At 52.1% G+C, this 21,216-nt stretch carries 18 protein-coding genes; 7 read left to right on the top strand and 11 right to left on the bottom strand.

All coding sequences use genetic code 11. From position 1 onward, the window contains the following. The first annotated feature begins 71 nt into the window (after positions 1-71). Complete coding sequence (locus ACTQ34_RS11290; protein WP_441363912.1) at positions 72-1,139, top strand: branched-chain amino acid aminotransferase; 1,068 nt, start codon at positions 72-74, stop codon at positions 1,137-1,139. 74 nt (positions 1,140-1,213) lie between these two features. On the opposite strand, the gene ACTQ34_RS11285 is transcribed toward ACTQ34_RS11290, so the two are convergent. After that, on the bottom strand, positions 1,214-1,726 hold the full coding sequence (locus ACTQ34_RS11285; RefSeq protein ID WP_441363911.1) for an SLOG family protein: 513 nt from the start codon (positions 1,724-1,726) through the stop codon (positions 1,214-1,216). Between the two features lie 130 nt (positions 1,727-1,856). Here ACTQ34_RS11285 and ACTQ34_RS11280 point away from each other — a divergent pair, with 130 nt between their 5' ends. The 4 genes from ACTQ34_RS11280 to ACTQ34_RS11265 all read left to right on the top strand — a co-directional run bounded on the left by ACTQ34_RS11280 (position 1,857) and on the right by ACTQ34_RS11265 (position 5,839). Beyond that, a complete protein-coding gene (locus tag ACTQ34_RS11280; protein ID WP_441363910.1) occupies positions 1,857-2,708 on the top strand; it encodes a YihY/virulence factor BrkB family protein in 852 nt (283 codons plus the stop codon). A 43-nt stretch (positions 2,709-2,751) separates the two neighbouring features. After that, on the top strand, positions 2,752-3,378 hold the full coding sequence (locus ACTQ34_RS11275) for a flavodoxin family protein (protein ID WP_441363909.1): 627 nt from the start codon (positions 2,752-2,754) through the stop codon (positions 3,376-3,378). Between the two features lie 198 nt (positions 3,379-3,576). After that, positions 3,577-4,944 (top strand): citrate/2-methylcitrate synthase, encoded by a 1,368-nt coding sequence (locus ACTQ34_RS11270; protein WP_441363908.1) that lies wholly within the window; start codon positions 3,577-3,579, stop codon positions 4,942-4,944. A gap of 28 nt (positions 4,945-4,972) precedes the next feature. Continuing rightward, the gene (locus tag ACTQ34_RS11265; protein WP_441363907.1) at positions 4,973-5,839 is read left to right on the top strand and encodes an NAD(P)-dependent oxidoreductase; all 867 of its coding nucleotides are present in this window, start codon (positions 4,973-4,975) and stop codon (positions 5,837-5,839) included. A gap of 67 nt (positions 5,840-5,906) precedes the next feature. Here the strand turns inward: ACTQ34_RS11265 and dnaJ are convergent, their stop codons facing one another. From dnaJ to hrcA, 4 genes are all read right to left on the bottom strand, one after another. Continuing rightward, complete coding sequence (dnaJ, locus tag ACTQ34_RS11260) at positions 5,907-7,055, bottom strand: molecular chaperone DnaJ (RefSeq protein WP_441363906.1); 1,149 nt, start codon at positions 7,053-7,055, stop codon at positions 5,907-5,909. A 76-nt stretch (positions 7,056-7,131) separates the two neighbouring features. Beyond that, positions 7,132-8,982, bottom strand: a complete 1,851-nt coding sequence (gene dnaK / locus ACTQ34_RS11255) for a molecular chaperone DnaK (RefSeq protein WP_441363905.1) — start codon at positions 8,980-8,982, stop codon at positions 7,132-7,134. Positions 8,983-9,026: 44 nt separating this feature from the next. Next, complete coding sequence (gene grpE / locus ACTQ34_RS11250) at positions 9,027-9,575, bottom strand: nucleotide exchange factor GrpE (protein WP_441363904.1); 549 nt, start codon at positions 9,573-9,575, stop codon at positions 9,027-9,029. A 30-nt stretch (positions 9,576-9,605) separates the two neighbouring features. Continuing rightward, complete coding sequence (gene hrcA / locus ACTQ34_RS11245; RefSeq protein WP_441363903.1) at positions 9,606-10,685, bottom strand: heat-inducible transcriptional repressor HrcA; 1,080 nt, start codon at positions 10,683-10,685, stop codon at positions 9,606-9,608. A gap of 259 nt (positions 10,686-10,944) precedes the next feature. On the opposite strand from hrcA, the gene ACTQ34_RS11240 reads away from it, so the two are divergent. Further along, complete coding sequence (locus tag ACTQ34_RS11240) at positions 10,945-11,964, top strand: Gfo/Idh/MocA family protein (protein WP_373164834.1); 1,020 nt, start codon at positions 10,945-10,947, stop codon at positions 11,962-11,964. A 105-nt stretch (positions 11,965-12,069) separates the two neighbouring features. On the opposite strand, the gene ACTQ34_RS11235 is transcribed toward ACTQ34_RS11240, so the two are convergent. The 4 genes from ACTQ34_RS11235 to ACTQ34_RS11220 form a co-directional block, all read right to left on the bottom strand. Continuing rightward, positions 12,070-13,074, bottom strand: coding sequence for a Gfo/Idh/MocA family protein (locus ACTQ34_RS11235; protein WP_441363902.1), 1,005 nt, complete (start codon positions 13,072-13,074; stop codon positions 12,070-12,072). 192 nt (positions 13,075-13,266) lie between these two features. Then, entirely contained in the window at positions 13,267-14,250 is a 984-nt protein-coding gene (locus ACTQ34_RS11230) for an ABC transporter permease (protein WP_441363901.1), read from the bottom strand. Then, positions 14,243-15,751, bottom strand: a complete 1,509-nt coding sequence (locus ACTQ34_RS11225) for a sugar ABC transporter ATP-binding protein (RefSeq protein ID WP_441363900.1) — start codon at positions 15,749-15,751, stop codon at positions 14,243-14,245. The genes ACTQ34_RS11230 and ACTQ34_RS11225 overlap by 8 nt, the downstream gene beginning before the upstream one ends. 215 nt (positions 15,752-15,966) lie before the next feature. Continuing rightward, positions 15,967-16,974, bottom strand: a complete 1,008-nt coding sequence (locus tag ACTQ34_RS11220; protein ID WP_441363899.1) for a sugar ABC transporter substrate-binding protein — start codon at positions 16,972-16,974, stop codon at positions 15,967-15,969. Positions 16,975-17,417: 443 nt separating this feature from the next. Between ACTQ34_RS11220 and ACTQ34_RS11215 the strand changes: the two genes are divergently transcribed. Further along, positions 17,418-18,347: a sugar phosphate isomerase/epimerase family protein gene (locus ACTQ34_RS11215; protein WP_441363898.1), complete on the top strand. Its 930-nt coding sequence runs from the start codon at positions 17,418-17,420 to the stop codon at positions 18,345-18,347. 192 nt (positions 18,348-18,539) lie between these two features. Here ACTQ34_RS11215 and ACTQ34_RS11210 read toward each other — a convergent pair whose 3' ends face one another. Both ACTQ34_RS11210 and ACTQ34_RS11205 read right to left on the bottom strand, forming a co-directional pair. Continuing rightward, positions 18,540-18,713 carry a hypothetical protein gene (locus ACTQ34_RS11210; protein WP_441363897.1) on the bottom strand — a complete coding sequence of 58 codons (174 nt, stop codon included), beginning with the start codon at positions 18,711-18,713 and terminating at the stop codon, positions 18,540-18,542. 29 nt (positions 18,714-18,742) lie between these two features. Next, entirely contained in the window at positions 18,743-20,689 is a 1,947-nt protein-coding gene (locus ACTQ34_RS11205) for a glucosaminidase domain-containing protein (RefSeq protein WP_441363896.1), read from the bottom strand. Between the last annotated feature and the right edge of the window lie 527 nt (positions 20,690-21,216).

Raw genomic sequence — 21,216 nt, 5'->3', positions numbered from 1 at the left:
GCCTTGCTTTATCTTGGCAAAGTGCTATAATGAAAGAGTACAAAACCTATAACAGAAAGAGTGAATCCACCATGCTGCAGATCAGAACACAGCTTACAGACCAAAAAAAGCCCAAGCCGGACGAAAATAAACTGGGTTTCGGCATCTATTATACCGATCATATGCTAGTCATCGACCATGATGAGGAGCAGGGCTGGCATGACGCCCGTATCGTGCCGTACGAGCCGCTGTCGATTGATCCTGCGGCGATGGTGCTGCACTATGCCATGGAATCCTTTGAAGGATTGAAGGCTTACCGCACGCCGGATGGCTCGATCCAGTTGTTCCGCCCGGACAAGAACGCGCAGCGTATGATCAATACCAATCACCGTATGTGCTTGCCCAGCCTGCCGGTAGAGGATTTTGTGCAGGCGGTCAAGGCAATCGTGTCGGTCGAGAAGGATTGGGTACCGCATCAGCCGGGTACCAGCCTGTACATCCGCCCATTTGTCATTGCGACCGAGCCGCATCTCGGTGTGCGTCCGTCCAAGACCCATCAGTTCATCATCATCTGCTCACCGGTTGGTGCGTATTACTCCACCGGCATCAATCCGGTCAAGATTTTTGTTGAGGATGAGTATACCCGTGCATGCCCCGGTGGTACCGGCTTTACCAAGTGCGGCGGTAACTACGCGGCCAGCCTGATTTCGCAGGTTAAGGCGCACGATCTGGGCTATGAGCAGACCCTGTGGCTGGACGGTGTAGAGCATAAGTATGTCGAAGAGGTTGGATCGATGAACTGCTTCTTCAAAATTGACGGCACGGTTTATACCGCTCCTTGCGTGGGTACGGTATTGCCGGGCGTGACCCGCATGAGCTGCATCGATCTGCTCAAGCACTGGGGTATTCCGGTATCTGAGGAGCGCCTGCCGATTGTGGATGTCATGAAGGCATCTAAGGAAGGTAAGCTCGAAGAAGTATTCGGCACTGGCACTGCGGCGGTTATCTCTCCGGTGGGTGAGCTGCGCTATGAAGGTGATGTGGCCTACATCAACAATGGCGAGATCGGTCCTATCACCCACAAGCTGTATGACACACTGACCGGTATCCAGTGGGGTATGCTGCCCGATGAGCTGGGCTGGACGGTCAAGGTAGACTAATCAAGCGTTTTTTCCGAAAAAGCAAACGCCCTTCGACGCATCATGCATCGGAGGGCGTTTTTCTATCTTCCGGTTTAAAAGAGTTGCAATTGTCCGTCTGCCAGATTGACAATCCGCAGACCGTTTTGTGCTGCCATACGGACGGTCTGCGCGGTGCCACCCGGTTTGCCGTCAAAATAGCAGATGAGCAGGGAGGAGGCGTCGACCATAAAGCGATTGCGCGCCGCATAGCATCCGGTATAGTAATCGCGGGACAGGGCGAATACGCGGTCGGCTGCAAGCAGACAATGATTGAAGCGTTGCTTCCATTCGGGAGGGTAGCGGTCGGCCTGACGGTCAAATGGAATGGCACAGAATAGCTGCACCGGCAGTGTACCTCGCGCCCGCAGCACGGCCTCAGCAGCCCATAGGTCAAAACCGGTGGACATGCCGGAAAAAAATACTGAGTATCCCTGTGCCGAGGCATTTGCAATTGCGTGGTCAAGCGCAGCAGTCAATGTATCGATACGAGGATCGTTCGCCGAAAAGGGCATTTTCTCGACACGATAGCCTGAAAAGCAACAGGTTGTGGTACGGTTGGTCGGCATTTTCATCCCTCCAATCAGAACAAATGTTCTATTATGAACAGTATACAGCACTGTAGCGGAAAACGCAAGTTGTAAATACGAAAAAAAGCTGGTACAATAATAAAAACTGCGGAGGAAAGAGGAGGGGGCCATGAACGGACAAAACCGCTTTTTCTATTTGGTCAAGCGCATGGTTTACCGGTATTTTTCGGATGGCATTCCACAGGCCGCAGCAGAATTGTCGTATTTCCTGCTGTTTTCGCTCTTTCCGCTGTTGATTTTCTTGAACGCACTTCTGGCTCGGTTAAACCTGTCGATGGAGGGGATTGAACCGGTGCTGGAAATGCTGCCTAAGAGTTTGCAGCAGTTAATTATTTCCTATTTAGATCAACTTGCGGCAACGCCGCCGGTCAGTCCCATGCTGATTGGTATCGGGTTGACGTTGTATTTCCTTTCGCGCGCAGTGCGTTCGATGATGCGCACGGTGAATGATATTTATCATGTTGAGGTTGCGCGTGGTATGATTTGGGATGTGCTGATTTCGTTTGGCATCACGGCGGGTTTTTTGGTATCGGTTGTGTGCAGCTTTGTGCTGGTCGTTGCGGGCAAAGCATTGATTCGCCTGCTGCCGAGCTTGGCACCGATTCCGCAGCCGGTACTCAATATGACGCACGACGCCAGCTTCTGGGTGATGATTCCGTTCATTTTTGTATTTTTGATGTTGTTTAACCGCATTGTACCCAATCTGCACTTGAAGTTTCGGGAGGTGTGGCCGGGGGCATTATTTTCTTTGGTGGCATGGCTGCTGGTTTCGTGGGGCTTTTCGTTTTATGTAGACAATATGGCAAGCTACTCTGTGCTGTACGGCTCGCTTGGTGCCATCATTGTGCTGATGTTGTGGCTGTATATTGTCAGCATGATTCTTTTAATGGGGCCGCAGCTTAACCATACCTTGGTGGTTATGCGGCTGTATCGGCTGGAGAACGAAAAGCATATTGATTGAAAAAGTTCCATTTGGTTCATATGCAAAAAGGAGGACAAGAAAAATGAAAGTTGTAGCGATCAATGGTTCGCCGCGCAAGGGCGGCAACTGCGCGCAGATGCTGGAAGTGCTCGGCGGTGTGCTGGCAAAGGAGGGCATCGAGTTTGAAGTCTGTCAGCCCGGTGCAAAGGTGCATCCGTGCATGGCATGCTACCATTGCCTAAATAACAATACGCTGCGCTGCATACAGGCGGATGACGGTGTTAATGAAATTATTGAGAAGTGCATTGCGGCAGACGCGATCGTGTTGGCCTCGCCCGTGTATCACGGAGGCATTGCGGGCAGCATGAAGTGTGTAATGGATCGGATCATGCTGGCGGCCTGCTGTGGTGAAAATCAATTCCACCACAAAGTCGGTGCGGCGTTGTGCACGCTGCGTCGTTCGGGTGGTATGGAGACGTATCAGCAACTGCTGGGTTTGATGGATGCCATGGAAATGGTATTGGTCACTTCGGATTACTGGAACGCCGTGCATGGAGCGGACATCGGTGAGTGCAAGCAGGATATTGAGGGTGTGGAAGTCATTGAAAAGCTCGGCCGCAATATCGCATGGATGCTAAAGGTCATTGATAAAGCCGGTATCGCTCCGCCGGAGACACATAGCCGCACTATGTTTAATTACATTCGATGATGCAGAAGAAGGCACATATGTGCCTTCTTTTTTTATTAGACAGACGGATGCAATCTAATATGCGGATGGGAAAATATTGCATTCCGAACAAAATTCACAGTTTATTAACAGGATGTTACCGAATTGTCGTTGAAGCCTTGCGTATTTCCCGATACAATATATACATGGGATAGTATATAATGGAAAGGTGGATACTATATGACGGCAGAACACGATATCTTGCAGGTCACGCCGCGGGTCGAGGCGTTGGCGTCGCTTTGTGCGAGGCATGATCGCATAGACGCTGCGCTGTACAAAGAGTACGACGTGAAGCGTGGCTTGCGTGACCTGAATGGTGAAGGCGTGCTTGCGGGACTGACACACATATCGGATATCATCTCCAAAAAAGAGGTAGACGGTCAGTTGGTTCCCTGTGATGGCGAACTGTACTATCGTGGCATCAAGATAAATGACTTGGTGCAGGGATTCATGCGAGATGGGCGCAAGGGCTATGAGGAGGTTACATATCTGCTGCTTTTCGGTGAATTGCCGGATGCAAAGCGACTGAGCGACTTCAAAAATCTGTTGGCGCAGGGACGTACCTTGCCGACCAACTTTACACGTGACGTCATCATGAAAGCACCGACGCATGATATGATGAACAGCCTTTCCCGCAGCGTGCTGACGCTGGCATCCTATGATAATAATGCTGATGAGATTACGCTACCCAATGTGCTGCGTCAGTGCCTGATGTTGATTTCGGTGTTCCCCATGCTTGCGGTCTATTCCTACCACGCGTATAATTATTATGAGCGCGGCGAAAGTATGTACATCCATTATCCGTCGGACAGCCTGTCCACGGCATCTAACTTCTTGCGTATGCTGCGGCCGGATATGCAGTATACACCATTGGAGGCCAGCGTGCTGGATCTGGCGCTGGTGCTGCATATGGAGCACGGCGGCGGCAATAACTCTTCGTTTACCACCCATGTAGTCACCTCGTCGGGCACGGATACATATTCGGCGATTTCCGCAGCGCTTGGCTCACTCAAGGGGCCAAAACATGGCGGTGCAAATTATAAGGTCGTTCAGATGTTTGAGGATTTAAAGAAGAATGTAACGGATACGACTGACGAAGAAGCCGTAGCAGACTATCTGGGCCGTTTGTTGCGCCGGGAGGCGTTTGACCGTAAAGGCCTTATTTACGGCTTAGGCCACGCGGTTTATTCCATCTCGGATCCCCGTGCCGAGGTGTTTAAATCTTTCGTCGGGCAGTTAGCTCACGAAAAGGGCAGGGATGCAGATTTTGCGCTCTATTCTCTCGTTGCACGGATTGCACCCGAGGTGATCGCGCATGAGCGTCACATCTATAAGGGTGTTTCGGCAAATGTCGATTTCTATTCCGGCTTTGTGTACTCTATGCTGGGACTGCCACCCGAGCTGTACACACCGGTGTTTGCGATCGCCCGTATTGTGGGCTGGAGTGCCCATCGGCTGGAAGAACTGGTGAATACGGACAAGATTATCCGTCCGGCCTATCGCTGTGTGCAGCCGGCAACAGGATATGTATCGCTCAAAGATCGTTGACTATAGATTTTGGATGGGAGGAAGAAAAATGCATTCAATCGGATTCATTGGCGTAGGCGTAATGGGACGTTCCATGGTAAAGAATCTGCTCAAAGCAGGTTATGATGTGGCGATTTATTCACGTACCAAATCCAAGCTGGAGGATTTTCTGGCAGAAAACAATGTGACATGGTGTGATTCTGCGGCAGCGTGTGCATCCGGCAGAGATGCGGTGATTACGATGGTGGGTTATCCAAAGGACGTTGAGCAGGTTTACTTCGGACAGGAGGGGATTCTTGCAACCGCTAAGCCGGGTACCTATTTGATTGACATGACCACAACTGACCCAAAGCTGTCCGTTCGAATTTACGAAGAAGGCGCAGCGGGTGGTCTGCATGTGCTTGATGCGCCGGTTTCGGGCGGTGACACGGGCGCAAAGAATGGCACATTGTCCATCATGGTGGGCGGTCAGGAAACTGATTTTCAGGCCTGTCTGCCACTGTTTGAGGCAATGGGCAAGCAGATTGTATATGAAGGTCCGGCAGGAGCAGGTCAGCATACCAAGATGGCAAACCAGATTGCCATTGCAGGCACGATTGCAGGCGTCAGCGAAGCGTTGGCCTATGCCGAGCGGGCGGGACTGGACACGCAGAAAATGCTGGACAGCATTTCCAAGGGCGCAGCCGGTTCATGGCAGATGGAAAACCTGATGCCAAAGATGATGCGGGAGGATTATGCACCCGGATTCTTCCTTAAGCATTTCATCAAAGACATGAAAATTGCGCAGGGACAGGGCTTTGGTTCGCTGCCTGTACTCGAGCGGGTCTGCACGATGTACGGCGATTTGGAGGCTGAAGGGATGGGCGATTTGGGAACACAGGCGCTCATCCGCTATTATCGGGGAAATAACGAGTAAATCAAACGTGAACACAACAAAGGCTCGGAACCATTCGGTTCCGAGCCTTTGCTTCATGCTGCGATGATTAGTCAATGTCAAGCGCATCCTTTACCTTGTCCCAGAAGCCTTTGCGTTTGCTCTGGTTTTCATCAGTAGAGGAAGCCTCAAACTCCCGCAGCAGTTTTTTCTGCTTTTCAGACAGGTTTTTCGGCACTTCAATGGTCACACGGACATATTGGTCGCCGCGTCCGCGTCCATTTACATTTTGAATGCCCTTGCCCTTCATGCGGAATACTGTGCCGGTCTGCGTACCCTCGGGCACCTTATACTCGACACGACCGTCGATGGTCGGCACCTGCAGCGTGTCGCCCAGCGCTGCCTGCGTAAACGAAATCGGAATATCCACATAAACGTCCTGGCCCTCGCGTGTGAAAATAGGATGCGGACGGATGGAGATGGTCACAAACAGATCGCCTGCCGGACCGCCGTTAATGCCTGCATTGCCCTGACCGCGCTGCTGAATGGATTGTCCCTCATCGATACCGGCCGGGATATTCACCTTGAATTTGCGTGTCTTGCGCACACGGCCTGCGCCGCCGCACTTGCTGCACGGCTTTTTGATAATCTTACCTGTACCGCGGCAGTTCGGGCAGGCTCCCTGCGTTTGGAACATGCCGAGCGGTGTGCGCTGTGTTTGTGTCACAACGCCGGTGCCGCGGCAGTTCGGACAGGTTTCCGCGCTAGTGCCTTTGGCTGCGCCGGTACCGCCGCATTCATCGCAAGCCTCGATGCGGTTGACCGATATCTCCTTCTCGCAGCCAAACGCCGCTTCCTCGAAGGAAAGTATGATATTCTGTCGAATGGATTCGCCGCGCTGGGGAGCGTTGCGGCGCTGAGCGCGTCCGCCGCCAAAGCCGCCGCCAAAGAATGAGCCGAACAGGTCGCCAAGGTCGCCCATATCAAAGCCGCCAAAGCCACCGGCACCTGCACCGCCGCCGTAGCTTGGGTCAACACCTGCAAAGCCGAACTGGTCATATTTGGCGCGTTTATCCGCATCAGACAGCACTTCATATGCTTCGTTGACCTCTTTGAACTTGTCGGCAGCCTCCGGATTGTCTTTATTCAGGTCGGGGTGATACTTGCGGGCAAGACGGCGATAAGCCTTTTTAATCTCATCCTCGCTTGCGCCTTTCTGTACGCCAAGCACCTCATAATAGTCTCTTTTATCAGCCATTGTGATCCCTCAAATAATGGAAAATAGCATGCCGCAGGGCGGAACGGAAACCGTTCCGCCCAACGCGGCATGGAAATTACTTATTCTGATCGTCGTCCTTGACTTCGGTAAAGTCTGCGTCGACAAAGTCGCCCTGGGCGCCGCCCTGTGCACCTGCACCCGGCTGGCCGCCCATGTTGGCGCCGCCCTGCGGAGCCTGCTGCTGATAGATTTTGCCGGCCAAATCGCTGAACTTCTTGGAGAGGTTGTCGGTGGCCATCTTAATCATATCAGTATCCGTGCCCTTAAGCGCTTCCTTGACCTTATCGATCTCAGCCTGCACACCGCTCTTCTCATCTGCGGTCAGCTTGTCGCCCAGATCGGTCAGTGCCTTTTCGGACTGGAATACCAGCTGTTCCGCGTTGTTGCGGATTTCAACGGCTTCCTTGTTCTTCTTATCCTGCTCGGCGTACTGTTCCGCCTCGTGCATTGCCTTGTCGATCTCCTCCTTCGAGAGGTTAGTCGATGCGGTAATGGTGATCTTCTGTTCCTTGCCGGTGCCCAGATCCTTAGCCGATACGTTTACAATGCCGTTGGCATCGATATCGAAGGTGACTTCGATCTGCGGTACGCCGCGCGGAGCCGGAGCGATGCCGTCGAGGGTGAAGCGGCCGAGCGTCTTGTTGCCGGCTGCCATTTCGCGCTCGCCCTGCAGAACGTGAATCTCAACGGACGGCTGGTTGTCTGCCGCGGTCGAGAAGATCTGGCTCTTCTTGGTCGGGATGGTGGTGTTGCGGTCAATCAGCTTGGTGCATACGCCGCCGAGGGTCTCGATACCGAGGGACAGCGGGGTAACGTCCAGCAGCAGTACGTCCTTGACTTCGCCGCCAAGTACGCCGCCCTGAATAGACGCGCCGATGGCAACGCATTCATCCGGGTTAATGCCCTTAAAGCCTTCCTTGCCGGTAATGCCCTTTACGGCTTCCTGCACGGCCGGGATACGGGTGGAACCGCCGACGAGCAGAACCTTGGACAGGTCGGAAGCGGACAGGCCAGCGTCGCTCATTGCCTGACGAACCGGACCCATGGTGCGCTCGACCAGATCAGCGGTCAGCTCGTTGAACTTTGCACGGGTGAGCGTCAGCTCAAGGTGCTTCGGACCGGTCGCGTCCGCAGTGATATACGGCTGGTTGATGGAGGTCTGCGCCATGCCGGACAGCTCAATCTTGGCCTTCTCAGCTGCTTCCTTCAGACGCTGCATCGCCATTTTGTCGCTGGACAGGTCAATGCCGTTGGATTTCTTAAACTCTGCTACCATCCAGTCGATGATGCGCTGGTCAAAGTCGTCGCCGCCGAGGTGGGTATCGCCTGCGGTGGACAGAACTTCCAGAACACCTTCGCCAATGTCGAGGATGGAAACGTCGAACGTACCGCCGCCGAGGTCATAAACCATGATCTTCTGCTCGGCTTCCTTATCTACGCCATAAGCCAGCGCTGCTGCGGTCGGCTCGTTGATGATACGCAGTACTTCCAGACCCGCAATCTTGCCGGCATCCTTGGTCGCCTGACGCTGAGAGTCGGAGAAGTAAGCCGGAACCGTGATAACCGCCTGCGTTACCGGCTGGCCGAGGTAGGCCTCTGCGTCTGCCTTCAGCTTCTGCAGAATCATTGCGGAAATCTCCTGCGGGGAATAGGGCTTGCCGTCAATGTTGACGCGATAATCCGAACCCATGTGACGCTTGATGGAAATGATGGTACGGTCAGCATTGGTGACAGCCTGACGTTTTGCCACCTGACCGACCATACGCTCGCCGTCCTTGGAGAACGCAACGACAGACGGAGTCGTGCGCGCGCCTTCGGCGTTAGGGATAACGACGGACTCGCCGCCTTCCATAACAGCTACACAGGAATTGGTTGTACCTAAGTCGATACCGATAATTTTGCCCATAATTGATAGCACTCCTTTATGATAACAGTTTGCTTTACTAGATTTTAGTTGGCCACTTTGACCATCGCATGGCGGATGACCTTGTCGCCGATTTGGAAGCCCTGCTGGAACACTTCGGCAATCTGGTTTTCACCGAACGCCTCGTCCTCCACATGCATCACGGCGTTGTGGAAATTCGGGTCGAAGCCGGTACCTGCGGACGCCTCAATAATTGTGACGTTCAAGCCCTTGAGACTTTCGACCAACTGGGTCATAGTCATTTCTACGCCCTTTTTGTACTCCGCATCTGCGGTTTCTGCCTTCAGCGCACGCTCAAGATTGTCGTAGGTCGGCAGCAATGCTTTGACTGCATGGCTAACCGCATCGTTGTACGACTGTTCGCGTTCACGTTGGCTCCGCTTACGGAAGTTGTCATACTCCGCAGCCATGCGCAAGTAGCGGTCGTTGAGTTCGTCAAACTTGGCTTTCCAGTCCTCGGCAGGCTTTGCAGCCGGTTCTTCGTTTACGCTTGTTTCAGCGGCGTTTTCCGCTGTCTGTTCCGCAGCCGCCGTTTGTTCGGCTTCGGCAGCTTCGGGCTGTTTCTTTTTGCTCATATTAATTTAATGCCTCCATTTGCAGGGAAATCAGGAATTCCCGTCTTTTTCGTCCAAAAAAGTTTCCGCAATCAGCTTATTAAGTCCCTTGGCGAAGCGGCTGAGCTGCGCGGACAACTTGGCGTAATCCATGCGGGTCGGTCCAACGATACCGATGGCACCTTGGCCGATATGACCGATATCATATTTTGCGTAGATAGCAGAGGTTTCACGCAGGGGATTTGCTCCGTTTTCCGGCCCAATAAAAAACTGGATACCGTCGATTTTGCGTGTAGCCGGCAACAGATGCTTTCTGTCGTCCTCCATGTAATCGAGCAGAGCCTGTGCCTTGTTCAGGTCACGATATTCGGGAAAACGCAACAGTTTATTGGTGCCTTCCAGAAAAACCTTTTGGTTGCTTAACTCTTCAATCAGCTCTGCGATATATTCGGCAACCGGCGCAAGCAAGGCAGAAAGACCAGCGGCACGACGTACAATGTCAAAGCGCTCCGCTGTGATATGGCTGAGCGGCAAGCCGGTTAGCGTCTGGTTAAGAACGTAGGTGAGCAGCTCGGCCTCTTCTTTGGAAACATCGGCTATGGTGCGCACCATTTTATTCTTGACTGTGCCGGAGTCGGTTACCACCACGATGACAAAATTCATTTTGTCAATTGGGATGATCTCAAACTGCCGGATGGAAATTTGAGTCAGTGCAGGGGTGATAGCGACAGAGGCATAGTTGGTCAGGCTGGAGATTAGCTTGCCAGCCTCTTGAATCAAGCGGTCAAGCTCGCGCACCTTGGTTTGCATCATGGTTTGCAGCGGCGCTTCATCCTCACCAGTGTCAGTCGGCTGCTCCATCAGTTCATCCACGTACAGACGATAGCCCTGCGGCGAAGGAATGCGACCGGCAGAGGTATGCGGCTTTTCCAGATAACCCATTTCCTCCAACTCGCTCATTTCATTGCGAATGGTGGCAGAAGAAAAGGGGAGGGAATGTCCTTCTGTCAATGCCTTGGAGCCGACCGGCTCGGCAGTGCGGATATAGTCACCAATAATCGCTTTTAGGATTTGTTTTTTTCGCTCGGACAATTCCACCGAACCTGACTCCTTTCTGTTAGGGTTTAGCACTCATCCCTCCTGAGTGCTAAACTTAATTTACCACCCTGCGGCTGTAAAGTCAAGTGCCGTTTATGAATATTTTGTTAAATGATGCGCCCGTCTTTGTCACACGACAGAAGGGAGTGCCAAGGCCGGAAGACCGGCAGGAGAATTCGGCGTCTCTGGCTTGCTTTTCAGAGCGTGAAATGATATGATATTGTATGGAGAAAAGCGGCAGTCGGCCGTGTGAGAGAGAAATATATTCTCATAAAAGAAGGAGACAAATCACATGAAAGAAGTAAAAACAGGTATCGTTGGCCTGGGCCGTCTTGGCGCTGTGCATGCGGAGAATCTGGCCTTCAAGATTCCGGGATGCCGTCTGGTTGCTGCGTGCTCGCTGGAGCAGAAGGAACTGGATTGGGCAAAGGATTATCTCAAGGTTGATTACGTAACAACAGATTATAAAAAAATGGTGGACGAAGCGGATATCGAGGCTGTGGTTATTGTTTCCTCGTCGCCTGAGCACTGCTGGATGATTGAATACGCGCTGGATGCCGGCAAGCATGTCTTTACCGACAAGCCGCTTGGATGCTCGCTGGAGGAGTGCAAGCGCGCCGAGGCGGCGGTGGAGCGTCATCCGGATAAAGTGTTCTTCTTAGGATTTATGCGCCGTTATGACCCGTCTTATGCAGACGCAAAGGCGAAGATCAATGCGGGTCAGATTGGTAAGCCCTATCTGGTGAAGGCAACCGGTCTGGATCCGGAAGCACTGGTTGAAAGCTGCATCAAGTTCTCCAAGACTTCGGGCGGTATTTTTATCGATGCTGCGTCGCATGACATCGACCTGATGCGTTGGTTCCTTGGTGGCGAGGTAACTGAAGTGTACGCTGCGGGCACGACCTTCAAGCACCCCGAATTTGCCGAGAACGGCGATACTGAGACCGGCATGGCGATGCTTAAGTTTGATAACGGTACGGTTGCATTCCTGCATGTCGGTCGAACTGCGCCGCACGGGTATCATACCGAAACCGAAATTGTTGCAACCGAGGGCCATATCCGCGTAGCGGGTGTGCCGTGGAAGGATCGCGTCATGGTATATGACCAGTATGGTGCACGTCAGGAAATCATCGAGAATTTCCCGCAGCGCTTTGCAGAGGCTTATCTGCTGGAGATGGTGGACTTTATCGACTGCATTCAGAAGGACCGTAAACCTGAACTGACTGTTTATGACGGTACCAAGGCGACGGTTGTTACCTATGCCATTACGGATTCGTTCCATACCGGCAAAGCGGTCAAGGTAGAATATTGATTTTTGTTTTATTGTAGAATAACAAACAGCCCCGTGCCGATAGGCACGGGGCTGTTTGTACAATGCGTGAAAAAAGCCGCCCTGTGGGCGGCTTTTTGATAGGGCTTACTTATACATGGCAGGCTTGTCCATCATTTCAATCGGCAGGAATTGACCGGTGCCGCGCGAACGATTGAGCGCATCCGCTGCAACGCAGGCAGCATAACCATCCCAAGCGGACGGGCCGGTCGGACCGCCGGCAGCAAGCGACTTGACCCATTCGGTCAGCTCGATGTCATAGGCTTCGATGAAACGGTCCTTCCAGTCGGTCAGAATGGGGAAGGAGCGAGTTGCATTGGCGCGTTTGACGACTGCATACGGGTCAGGCAGGTTGACTGTACCCTTCTCACATACAACCTGACACTGAATGTCGTAGCCATAGGCATCGGCAACCTGTACTTCCACATCGATGCGTGCGCCCGACTGGGTTTCCAGCAGAACAATCTGCGGGTTATCATAGCCCTTGGTAGAGCAGGCAGACTGGCGTACTTTGAGCACCTGACCGTTTGCATATTCGTCGGAAAGCAGCCAGCGGCAAATATCCAGCTCATGAATCGCAACATTGGATACACCCATTTCGGTCTGGAAGCCGTCAGGCTGCGATACGTTGCGGTGACATGCATGAATCATCAGTGGTGCGCCAAGCTCGCCGGAGTCGATAATCCGTTTCATCTCAGCATAGCCACGGTCATAACGGCGCATAAAGCCAACCTGTACCAGTCGCTTGCCTTGCGCACACTCGGCCTCGATAATCTTCTCGCAATCAGCTGCATTTTGGGCAAGCGGTTTCTCGCAGAATACGTATTTACCGTGCTTGAGACACTCCAGTACATATCCGGCGTGACTCGGATCGGAAGAAGCAATCAGTACTGCTTGCACCTCAGGTGCAGCGATCAGTTCTTCGCCGGTTGCATAAGCACGCAGACCTTCATATTGCGCTGCCGTTTTGCGAGCAGACTCTTCAAAATAATCGGAGCAGGCGACCACCTGACAGCCGGGAACCAGATCGTGCAGACGGCGAATATGATCGCGGCCAATGGCGCCGCAGCCGATCACACCAATATTCAACATGTAGATTCTCTCCTTTGTTAGTAATTAGCGAAAAATAAGAGGATGATATGACAATGTATTACACCTAACGTGAAAGATTAAAATTCATTGATTTATCCATTTTCTGAATTATCAGAAGCAGGATGCAGAGGCTTTGAAGAGGAAAAAGACTGCCGCGAACGGCAGCCTTTTTCGGTGTATGAAGATGAGTGATTACTTTGCGGCCAGACGGCGAGCCTTTGCCTCCATACGCTCACGGGTAACGTCGAGCAGTACGGCGCCGATAATAACCAAGCCGAGGATCGAGTTCTGCATTGCAGAGTCGATGGACAGCAGGGTGAAGCCGTTACGCAGGGTCTGGATAATCAGTGCGCCGAGCATGGTGCCGAGCATGGTGCCCTTGCCGCCCATGAAGGAAGCGCCGCCGATGATGCAGGATGCGATAGCGTCGGTATCGTACGGCTGAATCGCGTTAACGCCGTTGCAGATACCGGAACGGCCGATGGAAACCAGACCGGCCAGAGCAGCCATCAAACCGGAAATTACATAGCAGAAGGTCAGAACGTTTGCGGAGTTGATACCGGACAGACGAGTTGCTTCCGGGTTGCCGCCTGCGCAGTAGATCGAGCGGCCCAGAGCGGTACGGGTCAGCAGGACATGCATGATGATGTAAATGATGATGACCATGATGAAGCTGACCGGGAAGCTGCCGACAGAAGAGGAGCCCAGCCACATAACGCCTTCTAAACCGGAGAAAGAAACCATCTGAGAGCCGGTGACAATCAGGCCGGCGCCCCAGAGTACGTTTTTCATACCGAGGGTAGAAACGAAAGGATGGGGCAGATGCAGACGGGTCAGAAGAGTACCGTTGATCCAGCCGATCAGGATGCCTGCAACGATGATGACAACAATCAGGACGAACGAGTTATTAACGCCCTTGTTGACCATCATACCGGCAAGACATGCACAGAAGGTTGCATTCGCGCCAACCGAAAGGTCGATACCGGCGGTGATCAAGCACAGCAACATGCCGACAGAGAGCAGGCAGTTGAACGACGACTGACGCAGAATGGACATGAAGTTGGAAAACGTCAAGAAGTTACGCGAGAAAATCGTGAAAATAATGCAAAGAATCAGCAATGCGCCGAACGTGCCAGCATAAGTCATCAAATTACTGGACTTTTTCGTTTTAGTCATCTAATTTACCTCCCCAAGCTGCCTTCATAAGGTCTTCCTGATTGAAATGTTTGCTGTCGCGGTCTACATCCGCCATAACCTCGCCGCCGCGCATAACGATAACACGGTCGCTCATACCGAGGATTTCCGGCATTTCGGAGGAAACCATGATAACACACTTGCCCTGTTTGACAAGATCGTTCATGACGTTGTAAACCTCAACCTTGGCGCCAACGTCGATACCGCGAGTCGGCTCGTCAAAGATAAAGATGTCAGCATCCGTGTTAACCCACTTGCCGATAACAACCTTCTGCTGGTTGCCGCCGGAAAGCTGGCCGACAATTTCATCAATCGACGGGGTTTTGATGCGAAGAGAAGCAATATTCTTCTCGCCAACTTCCAAAATTCGCTTTTCATTCAGGAAAGGTCCATCGCTGAAGCCCTTCATGTTTGCAAGAATCAGGTTGGTACGGATGGTTTGCGCAAGAACCAGACCCTGACCTTTACGGTCTTCGGTCAGGAATGCGATGCCTGCCTTGATGGCCTGGCTCGGAGACTTGATATGTACTTCCTTGCCCTTGATGATGATTTTGCCGCTGTCCAGCGGGTCCGCACCAAAGATGGCACGCATGGTTTCCGTACGGCCTGCACCGACCAGACCGGCAAAGCCGAGAATCTGTCCGCCATAGGCTTCAAACGAAACGTCGCGAAGCACGCCGGCTTCCATCAGATGCTCAGCCTTGAGCATCGGTTCAGCGCTCTTGGTGCCGAATTCCTTGGGGAACTGATTGTCAAGAGAACGACCAACCATTGCGGTGATCAGCGAATCGTTGTCCCACTCGTCAATCGGCTTGGTGGAAATGTACTCGCCGTCACGGATAACAGTGACGCGGTCGCACAGCTCGAACAGCTCTTCCAGCTTATGCGATACAAAGACGATGCCGATGCCGCGCGACTTTAGCTCACGGCAGGTTTTCATCAGCTGCTCAACCTCTTTTTCACCAAGGGAGGAGGTTGGCTCGTCCATAATAATCATTTTTGCGTTAATCAGAACTGCCTTGGCAATTTCGATCATTTGCTGTACGCCCATACCAAAGTTGCCGGCAGGCTTGGTCGGGTCTACATCCTGACCAAGGGAGGCCATAACTTCCTTGGCCTTTTTGTGCATGGCCGAATAGTCCAGCAGACCACCTTTGCCTTTGATCCACTTGTTAATAAAGATATTATCTGTAATGCTCAGAAGTTTTTCAATATTGAGTTCCTGATAAACACAGGCGATGCCGGCGGCCGCAGAGTCATTCGGATTTTTGAAATGCTGTTCTACTCCGTCAACAAAAATCTGGCCCTCATCTGCCTGATGTACGCCGGTCAAAACCTTAATCAAGGTCGATTTGCCGGCGCCGTTTTCACCGATCAAACCCAAAATTTCTCCGGGCTTTACGGCGAGCTGCATGTTTTTCAGAGCCACTACGCCCGGAAAACGCTTGGTCGCGTTTTTCAGCTCTACTACGTATTCACTCATTTGCATATCACCTTTTCTTCTCCGAGATGAAGTGCGGGACATAACGGAACTGGTCTCGGCACAGTTGCAGGACAAAGCTGTGATAGTGGAAACATAGCGCTTTGCCTCAGTCTCGCGGGGAATCCGTAACTGGAAAGAACCCCTGCACTGATTATTCAATCCTGCAGGGGTTCCTCCCTTTTACTTAAAACTTACCTACAAGAGCGGCTTGCAAATTACTCGCCCAGATAGCTCTTCAGGGTGTCCAGACGCTCCTGAGCGTTGTCCTTGGTAACAACAGAGCAGCCGGAGTCAACGAACTCAGCCGGGGTCTCGCCGTTCAGAGCAGCTACAGCGGTCTCAACTGCCTTGTAGCCCATGTCATAAGCTTCCTGTGCAACGGACATGGTCTCTTCGCCGTTCAGGATAGCGGTGCAAGCGGACTGGATGCCGTCGAAACCAACAAAGATCGTGTTAGCATAAGCTGCATTGTTCTTTGCAGCGCGTGCAGCTGCCATTGCCATATCGTCGTTGTTGCAAACGATGATTGCGATGCCTTCCGGATGGTTCTGCATGATAGCTTCCATGGAGTTTGCAGCCTTGTCAGCAACAGCGTCAGCGTACTGGATTTCGTCAGCAAGGAAGGTGCCGCCGGCCTCTTCGATGCCCTTCTGGTAACCGGTCAGACGAGCGGTAGCAGTGCCGTCGCCCTGTACGCCGGAAATAGCAATTGCCTTGATGTCGGTCCAGCCGGCTTCCTGAGCAGCTGCAACAGCTTCCTTGCCGCCCATTGCAGCAGCCTCTTCGTTACCAGTGCCTACGAAGGACAGAACTTCGGGAGCGTCGATATCGGTATCGACTGCAATAATCGGATCTTCCTTGCCGGCAATCAGGGTCTTAACCAGATCAGCCTGCAGCGGAGCGATGACGAAAGCGTCATATTCGCCGGAGTTCAGGTCAGTCTCGATCATGTTCTGCTGCTCGTCATAAGCGGTTTCAGAGGAAGCGCCCTTAACGTCAACCTTAACGTCCGGGTTATCAGCCATGTACGCTTCAGCGCCGGCCTTAACGTAGCCCCAGTACTCAGAAGCCGTGGTCTTCAGGATGACGTCGATGGAGTAGCCTTCGCTGCCAGATTCGCCGTTGGGCTCTTCCGTGCCGCCGCCGGTGGTGTTGCCGCCGCAAGCTGCAAGGCTTGCACACATAGCGCCTGCGAGTAACATTGCCAGTAGTCTCTTCTTCATGATAAAACCTCTCTCCTTTTTTTGCGCAGGGACAAATGCGGTTCGGGGATTCCGGTGGCCGAAAAGGAAGATATCCCTTGCGGCAAACCCGCGTTTGCTCGCTGCTCTTCGTGTTGTCCTGCCATATGTAGGACACTGGAACGCTCCAACGTTCTGGTAATATTTTAATGCATCTGTGGTGCTTTGACAAGAGTTTGTTGTCATTTTTGTCGGTAATAGCGAGTTGGTCACGGGTCGCTTTGTGCAGGTTCACAAAGAATGGATTTGCAAACGGAAAACACAGGCTGTGCATTGTGCAAAAATTTCAATTATGGGTAAATTTCATGAGGAAATCAGGGGAAAAGTATGTCTAATTTGGGCATATTTTGGAGATATCTCTTGCGGGTGAAGGTTACAGTGTGGTAAAATTATAGCAAATCTAACTAGGGGAGAGGGATTATCGCATGAAGCTGGCAATCAAGACCTGTACGTTGGATATGCCGTATGAAAAAATGCTGGACTTTTGTGTGGAGCAGCGCATCGCGGCGATTGAAATCGGAACAGGAAACTGGTCGGGCGCACCGCATTGTGATTTGGATTTATTGGTTGGTGACCGGAACGCGCGGGAGAAGTGGTACGACGCTATGCGCGCCAGAGGTTTGGAACCGTGTGCGCTGAACTGTTCCGGCAATCCGCTGGCCTATGAAAAGGAAATGGATGTGACGAAAAAGACCTTTGCGCTGGCGCAGATGCTGGGGGTGAAGAAAATCGTCATGATGAGCGGTTTGCCGGCCGGCTGTAAAGGAGATAAAACGCCGGTTTGGATTACCACATCCTGGCCGCCGGAGACGCAGGAGATTTTGGCATACCAATGGGAGGAGGTTGCGATTCCCGCGTGGAAGGAAATTGTCAAAATGGCGGCGGACTGCGGTATTGAGAAGATTGCGCTGGAAAATCACGGGATGCAGCTCGTCTACAATCCGGAGACTTGCTTGCGGCTGCGTGAGGCGGTCGGTCCGATGGTTGGCATGAACCTGGACCCCTCGCATCTGTTCTGGATGGGCGGCGACCCGATTGAAGCCGCCAGAGTGCTCGGTGAGCACGGTGCCATCTATCATGTGCACGGGAAGGACTCCCGTCCGGAGCGCCGTTACTGGCAGCCGAATGGCATGCTCGATACCAAGCCGATTGACGCCTTTGCAAAGCGAGCGTGGAATTATGTTGCGGTTGGCGCGGGGCATGACGCTAAGTGGTGGAAGGAATTCTTCTCGGTTGTGCGTATGTCGGGGTATGATGATGAGGTTTCTCTGGAAATGGAGGACCTGACGCTTTCCATGCTGGATGGTCATTTGGCCAGTTTGCATGTTCTGCGCGAAGCGTTAAACATTGCCTAAAGTCAATTGTGGTTTATTTTGCATGGACCGGAGTGCAGTGACTCTGCTCCGGTTCGTGTTAATATATTTTCCATGGTAAACCGTATACGCGCTGATAATCAGCTGCGAACATAATGCAATGATGATGGTGCTGACGGCCGCCTTTATCATGGTATAACGAAAAAGTGCTGCCGAATTTTCGGCAGCACTTTTTCAATCGTTTTGAAGCATCAACATCTCGGCATAGCCCTGTAGTTCTGCCTGAGAGTGGACGCAGTCGCCGCGCTCAATGATCATGCGGCGGACATGGGACGGCAGCTGGGAGAAATAAGCGTGTGCGGAACGGTTGATTGCCAGCATTTCCGTCAGGTTATGGTACCGGTTCATGTAAATTCACCTCTATTTCAGTATGCCCTTCAGCAGGCAAGAATATTCTCCAGAATGTTAAGGATTTTCACGCCGTAGTCCGCACCGGCTGCCCAGCCGTATCCCTGCGGGTTTTCCTGTATACCGAGGTACTGCACTGTAGGCGCAGCGCCACGTGTGACGAGCGAAAAGCGCGGGTCAATGACCGGATTGTTTAAGGGGGATTTGTTGGCATATGCTTTCAGGTGCTGTACCTGCGCGCGGATGCCGAGCTGCGGCGTATCAAATGAAGCGCCAAGCATGCCGTTATCCAAAACGCCAAGTCCGCAGAAGTTATTCTGCTCCAGCTTGACGGCGCTATCCTTAAAAGTAAAGTTACCTGTTTCGAGACAGGACTGTGCAAACGCAATGTCGCCGCGGATGCCTTCGGCTTGTCCTTCTGACACATAATAGGGAATCATATCAATAACGGACTGCGGTACATTGGGATTGACCTTTTTGATATAGGTCTGCATTTGCTGCGCAGTAGCCTGCGCGGCTCCGGAGATATTAGTATAAGTAAAATATTTATCGACTGTTGCGGTGCGAACATTATAGTAGGAAGCGCCGGGACGCATGATTTGTGTCAAAAGCAAAGTGGAGCCGGGGTTCAGATCGATGAGACGATACTCGTCCAGTGAGCGAAGCGCGCTGCCCTTGGTGAAGTCAAATACCGCCCATTGTCCGTTGACATAGACGATGTTCCAAGCGGCGGACCAGCTGCGGGCCAAAAATGCTGGAATACCGGCTTCTGCGAACATCCAATCGGCTGCGGCCGCCAGCGAACGTGCGTTGACACTACCGTTTTTGTTATATGCCTTGACCCAGGAAGCGCTGCCGCCGGTGCGGAATTCCCGCTGCAGCAGCTGATAAATATAGGTAACGCGCTCGTCGTCCGAAGTCAGTGCGGACAGCTTGGCCATTTCGGTGGAAAAATACTGTTTGGCTGCGGCATAATCAGCTGCTGTTACTCCGTCGGTGAGCGTATATGTGTCGGTCAGGGAAGGGCGGCTGCGCGCATCGCGTGAATACCCGTTGGAAACTGTAACGCTGCTCAAGGACGATGGTTTTGCGCCGAGATAGGCGGTCGACATAGTCTGAAAATCGGCTTGGAGCATGTTTTTGTCGGGATTATCGAATAGATTGGAATCGGCAAGCGCGGTCAGGCTGCCGGAATACTGTGGTGTCGCAGAGGCGGTGGAGTTGGTTAAAGCAGCGGTGAGCTTGTCTGCCCAGTAAAGATTGCTGCGATACAGTGTGTTACCGGACGAAGCGTACAGAGGAGCGCCTTTAACCGCGCGAAGCTGACTGATTAAATCACGCCAGTCGGCTGTGGAATCTCCGGTTACAACAGAAGCGTATCGGCTTGCTGTAGCGGAAAAAGAGGAGGCAGGCAAAACTCGCAGATTGTTGGCTAAATCATTCATTGCCGCAGACCATGTGGTTTCCTCTGCATAAGGATAAGCGGCATATGCGGTAATGCGTCGATTATCATAGTTGTAAGCAACGCCAAAATCCACGAGCTTACCCAGCGCACGTAAACCAATATAATTATTACCTTTAATATTATATACGGTAGGCGAGATGGGTGAGCCGTTTAAATAAAGCGTTTGGCGCGTGACAACGGCAGAAGCCGGAGCGGTTGCGGTGTTTTGTATGGTGCTGCTTTCCCCGGACGCAGGAACATAGGCATCGTCAGGAGTGATGTGAACGGCGTTAGCAGCACTGTCGTATGTAACGCCGAAATCCAATAGGCGGCCTAGGTCACGCAGTTTAAAATAAGTATTTCCGTTGATATTATATATGGTTGGGTCGGCGAAATGACCTGTCGCATCCGACAGAGTCGTGCTGACATAAAAGGTTTGGCCACCGGTAGCAGCAGGGAGTGCGTTGACCGCGGATGCAGAACAACCGAGAGCAGCGATACTCAGTGCGGTACAGAATAGGCGTTTGAGCATAGAATCCTCCAATGCGGGAAAAATGTAATTACTGAAACCACCAAACAGCAAGGTGAAAAGCATCTGGTGGCAACAGCAGATAATGGATGTATTATACCACGTAATAAGTGGGAATTCAAATGCAGTATATGGAGGTATAGGGAAAAAGAAAAAACATGTAAAAAGGTGTTGACAAAAGGCGATGGAGGTAGTATACTAATCGAGCTGCTTCGGTGAGAGGCCGCCAAATCGGAAAGAATTTGAAAGAAATGAAAAAAGTTCTTGACAAATGCTTCTCGGTTTGATATACTAAATAGGCTGTTTCGACAAGAAACGGCACGGGTCGAAAAGAGTTTGAAAAAAGTTGAAAAAACTTCTTGACAAACCGGACTCAACCTGATATAATAAATAAGCTGTCACCGAGAACGGTAAAGAGTTTCGAAAAGTTCTGAAAAGTCCTCGAAAACAGCGGATTGTACCTTGTAAATTAAACAACGAGAAAGCTTGACTTGGTTTCTTAAGAAATCGAGTGTAGTGCGAACCTGAAA

Source organism: Agathobaculum sp. LCP25S3_E8, assembly GCF_052117165.1.
Lineage (GTDB): Bacteria > Bacillota > Clostridia > Oscillospirales > Butyricicoccaceae > Agathobaculum.
This window is presented reverse-complemented; position numbering and strand designations above follow the sequence as displayed.

Bases quoted from the DNA above. Each gene is read 5' to 3' on its own strand.
- ACTQ34_RS11290 (WP_441363912.1), top strand. From the start codon at position 72: ATGCTGCAGATCAGAACACAGCTTACAGACCAAAAAAAGCCCAAGCCG.
- ACTQ34_RS11285 (WP_441363911.1), bottom strand. From the start codon at position 1,726: ATGCCGACCAACCGTACCACAACCTGTTGCTTTTCAGGCTATCGTGTC.
- ACTQ34_RS11280 (WP_441363910.1), top strand. From the start codon at position 1,857: ATGAACGGACAAAACCGCTTTTTCTATTTGGTCAAGCGCATGGTTTAC.
- ACTQ34_RS11275 (WP_441363909.1), top strand. From the start codon at position 2,752: ATGAAAGTTGTAGCGATCAATGGTTCGCCGCGCAAGGGCGGCAACTGC.
- ACTQ34_RS11270 (WP_441363908.1), top strand. From the start codon at position 3,577: ATGACGGCAGAACACGATATCTTGCAGGTCACGCCGCGGGTCGAGGCG.
- ACTQ34_RS11265 (WP_441363907.1), top strand. From the start codon at position 4,973: ATGCATTCAATCGGATTCATTGGCGTAGGCGTAATGGGACGTTCCATG.
- dnaJ (WP_441363906.1), bottom strand. From the start codon at position 7,055: ATGGCTGATAAAAGAGACTATTATGAGGTGCTTGGCGTACAGAAAGGC.
- dnaK (WP_441363905.1), bottom strand. From the start codon at position 8,982: ATGGGCAAAATTATCGGTATCGACTTAGGTACAACCAATTCCTGTGTA.
- grpE (WP_441363904.1), bottom strand. From the start codon at position 9,575: ATGAGCAAAAAGAAACAGCCCGAAGCTGCCGAAGCCGAACAAACGGCG.
- ACTQ34_RS11240 (WP_373164834.1), top strand. From the start codon at position 10,945: ATGAAAGAAGTAAAAACAGGTATCGTTGGCCTGGGCCGTCTTGGCGCT.
- ACTQ34_RS11235 (WP_441363902.1), bottom strand. From the start codon at position 13,074: ATGTTGAATATTGGTGTGATCGGCTGCGGCGCCATTGGCCGCGATCAT.
- ACTQ34_RS11230 (WP_441363901.1), bottom strand. From the start codon at position 14,250: ATGACTAAAACGAAAAAGTCCAGTAATTTGATGACTTATGCTGGCACG.
- ACTQ34_RS11225 (WP_441363900.1), bottom strand. From the start codon at position 15,751: ATGAGTGAATACGTAGTAGAGCTGAAAAACGCGACCAAGCGTTTTCCG.
- ACTQ34_RS11220 (WP_441363899.1), bottom strand. From the start codon at position 16,974: ATGAAGAAGAGACTACTGGCAATGTTACTCGCAGGCGCTATGTGTGCA.
- ACTQ34_RS11215 (WP_441363898.1), top strand. From the start codon at position 17,418: ATGAAGCTGGCAATCAAGACCTGTACGTTGGATATGCCGTATGAAAAA.
- ACTQ34_RS11210 (WP_441363897.1), bottom strand. From the start codon at position 18,713: ATGAACCGGTACCATAACCTGACGGAAATGCTGGCAATCAACCGTTCC.
- ACTQ34_RS11205 (WP_441363896.1), bottom strand. From the start codon at position 20,689: ATGCTCAAACGCCTATTCTGTACCGCACTGAGTATCGCTGCTCTCGGT.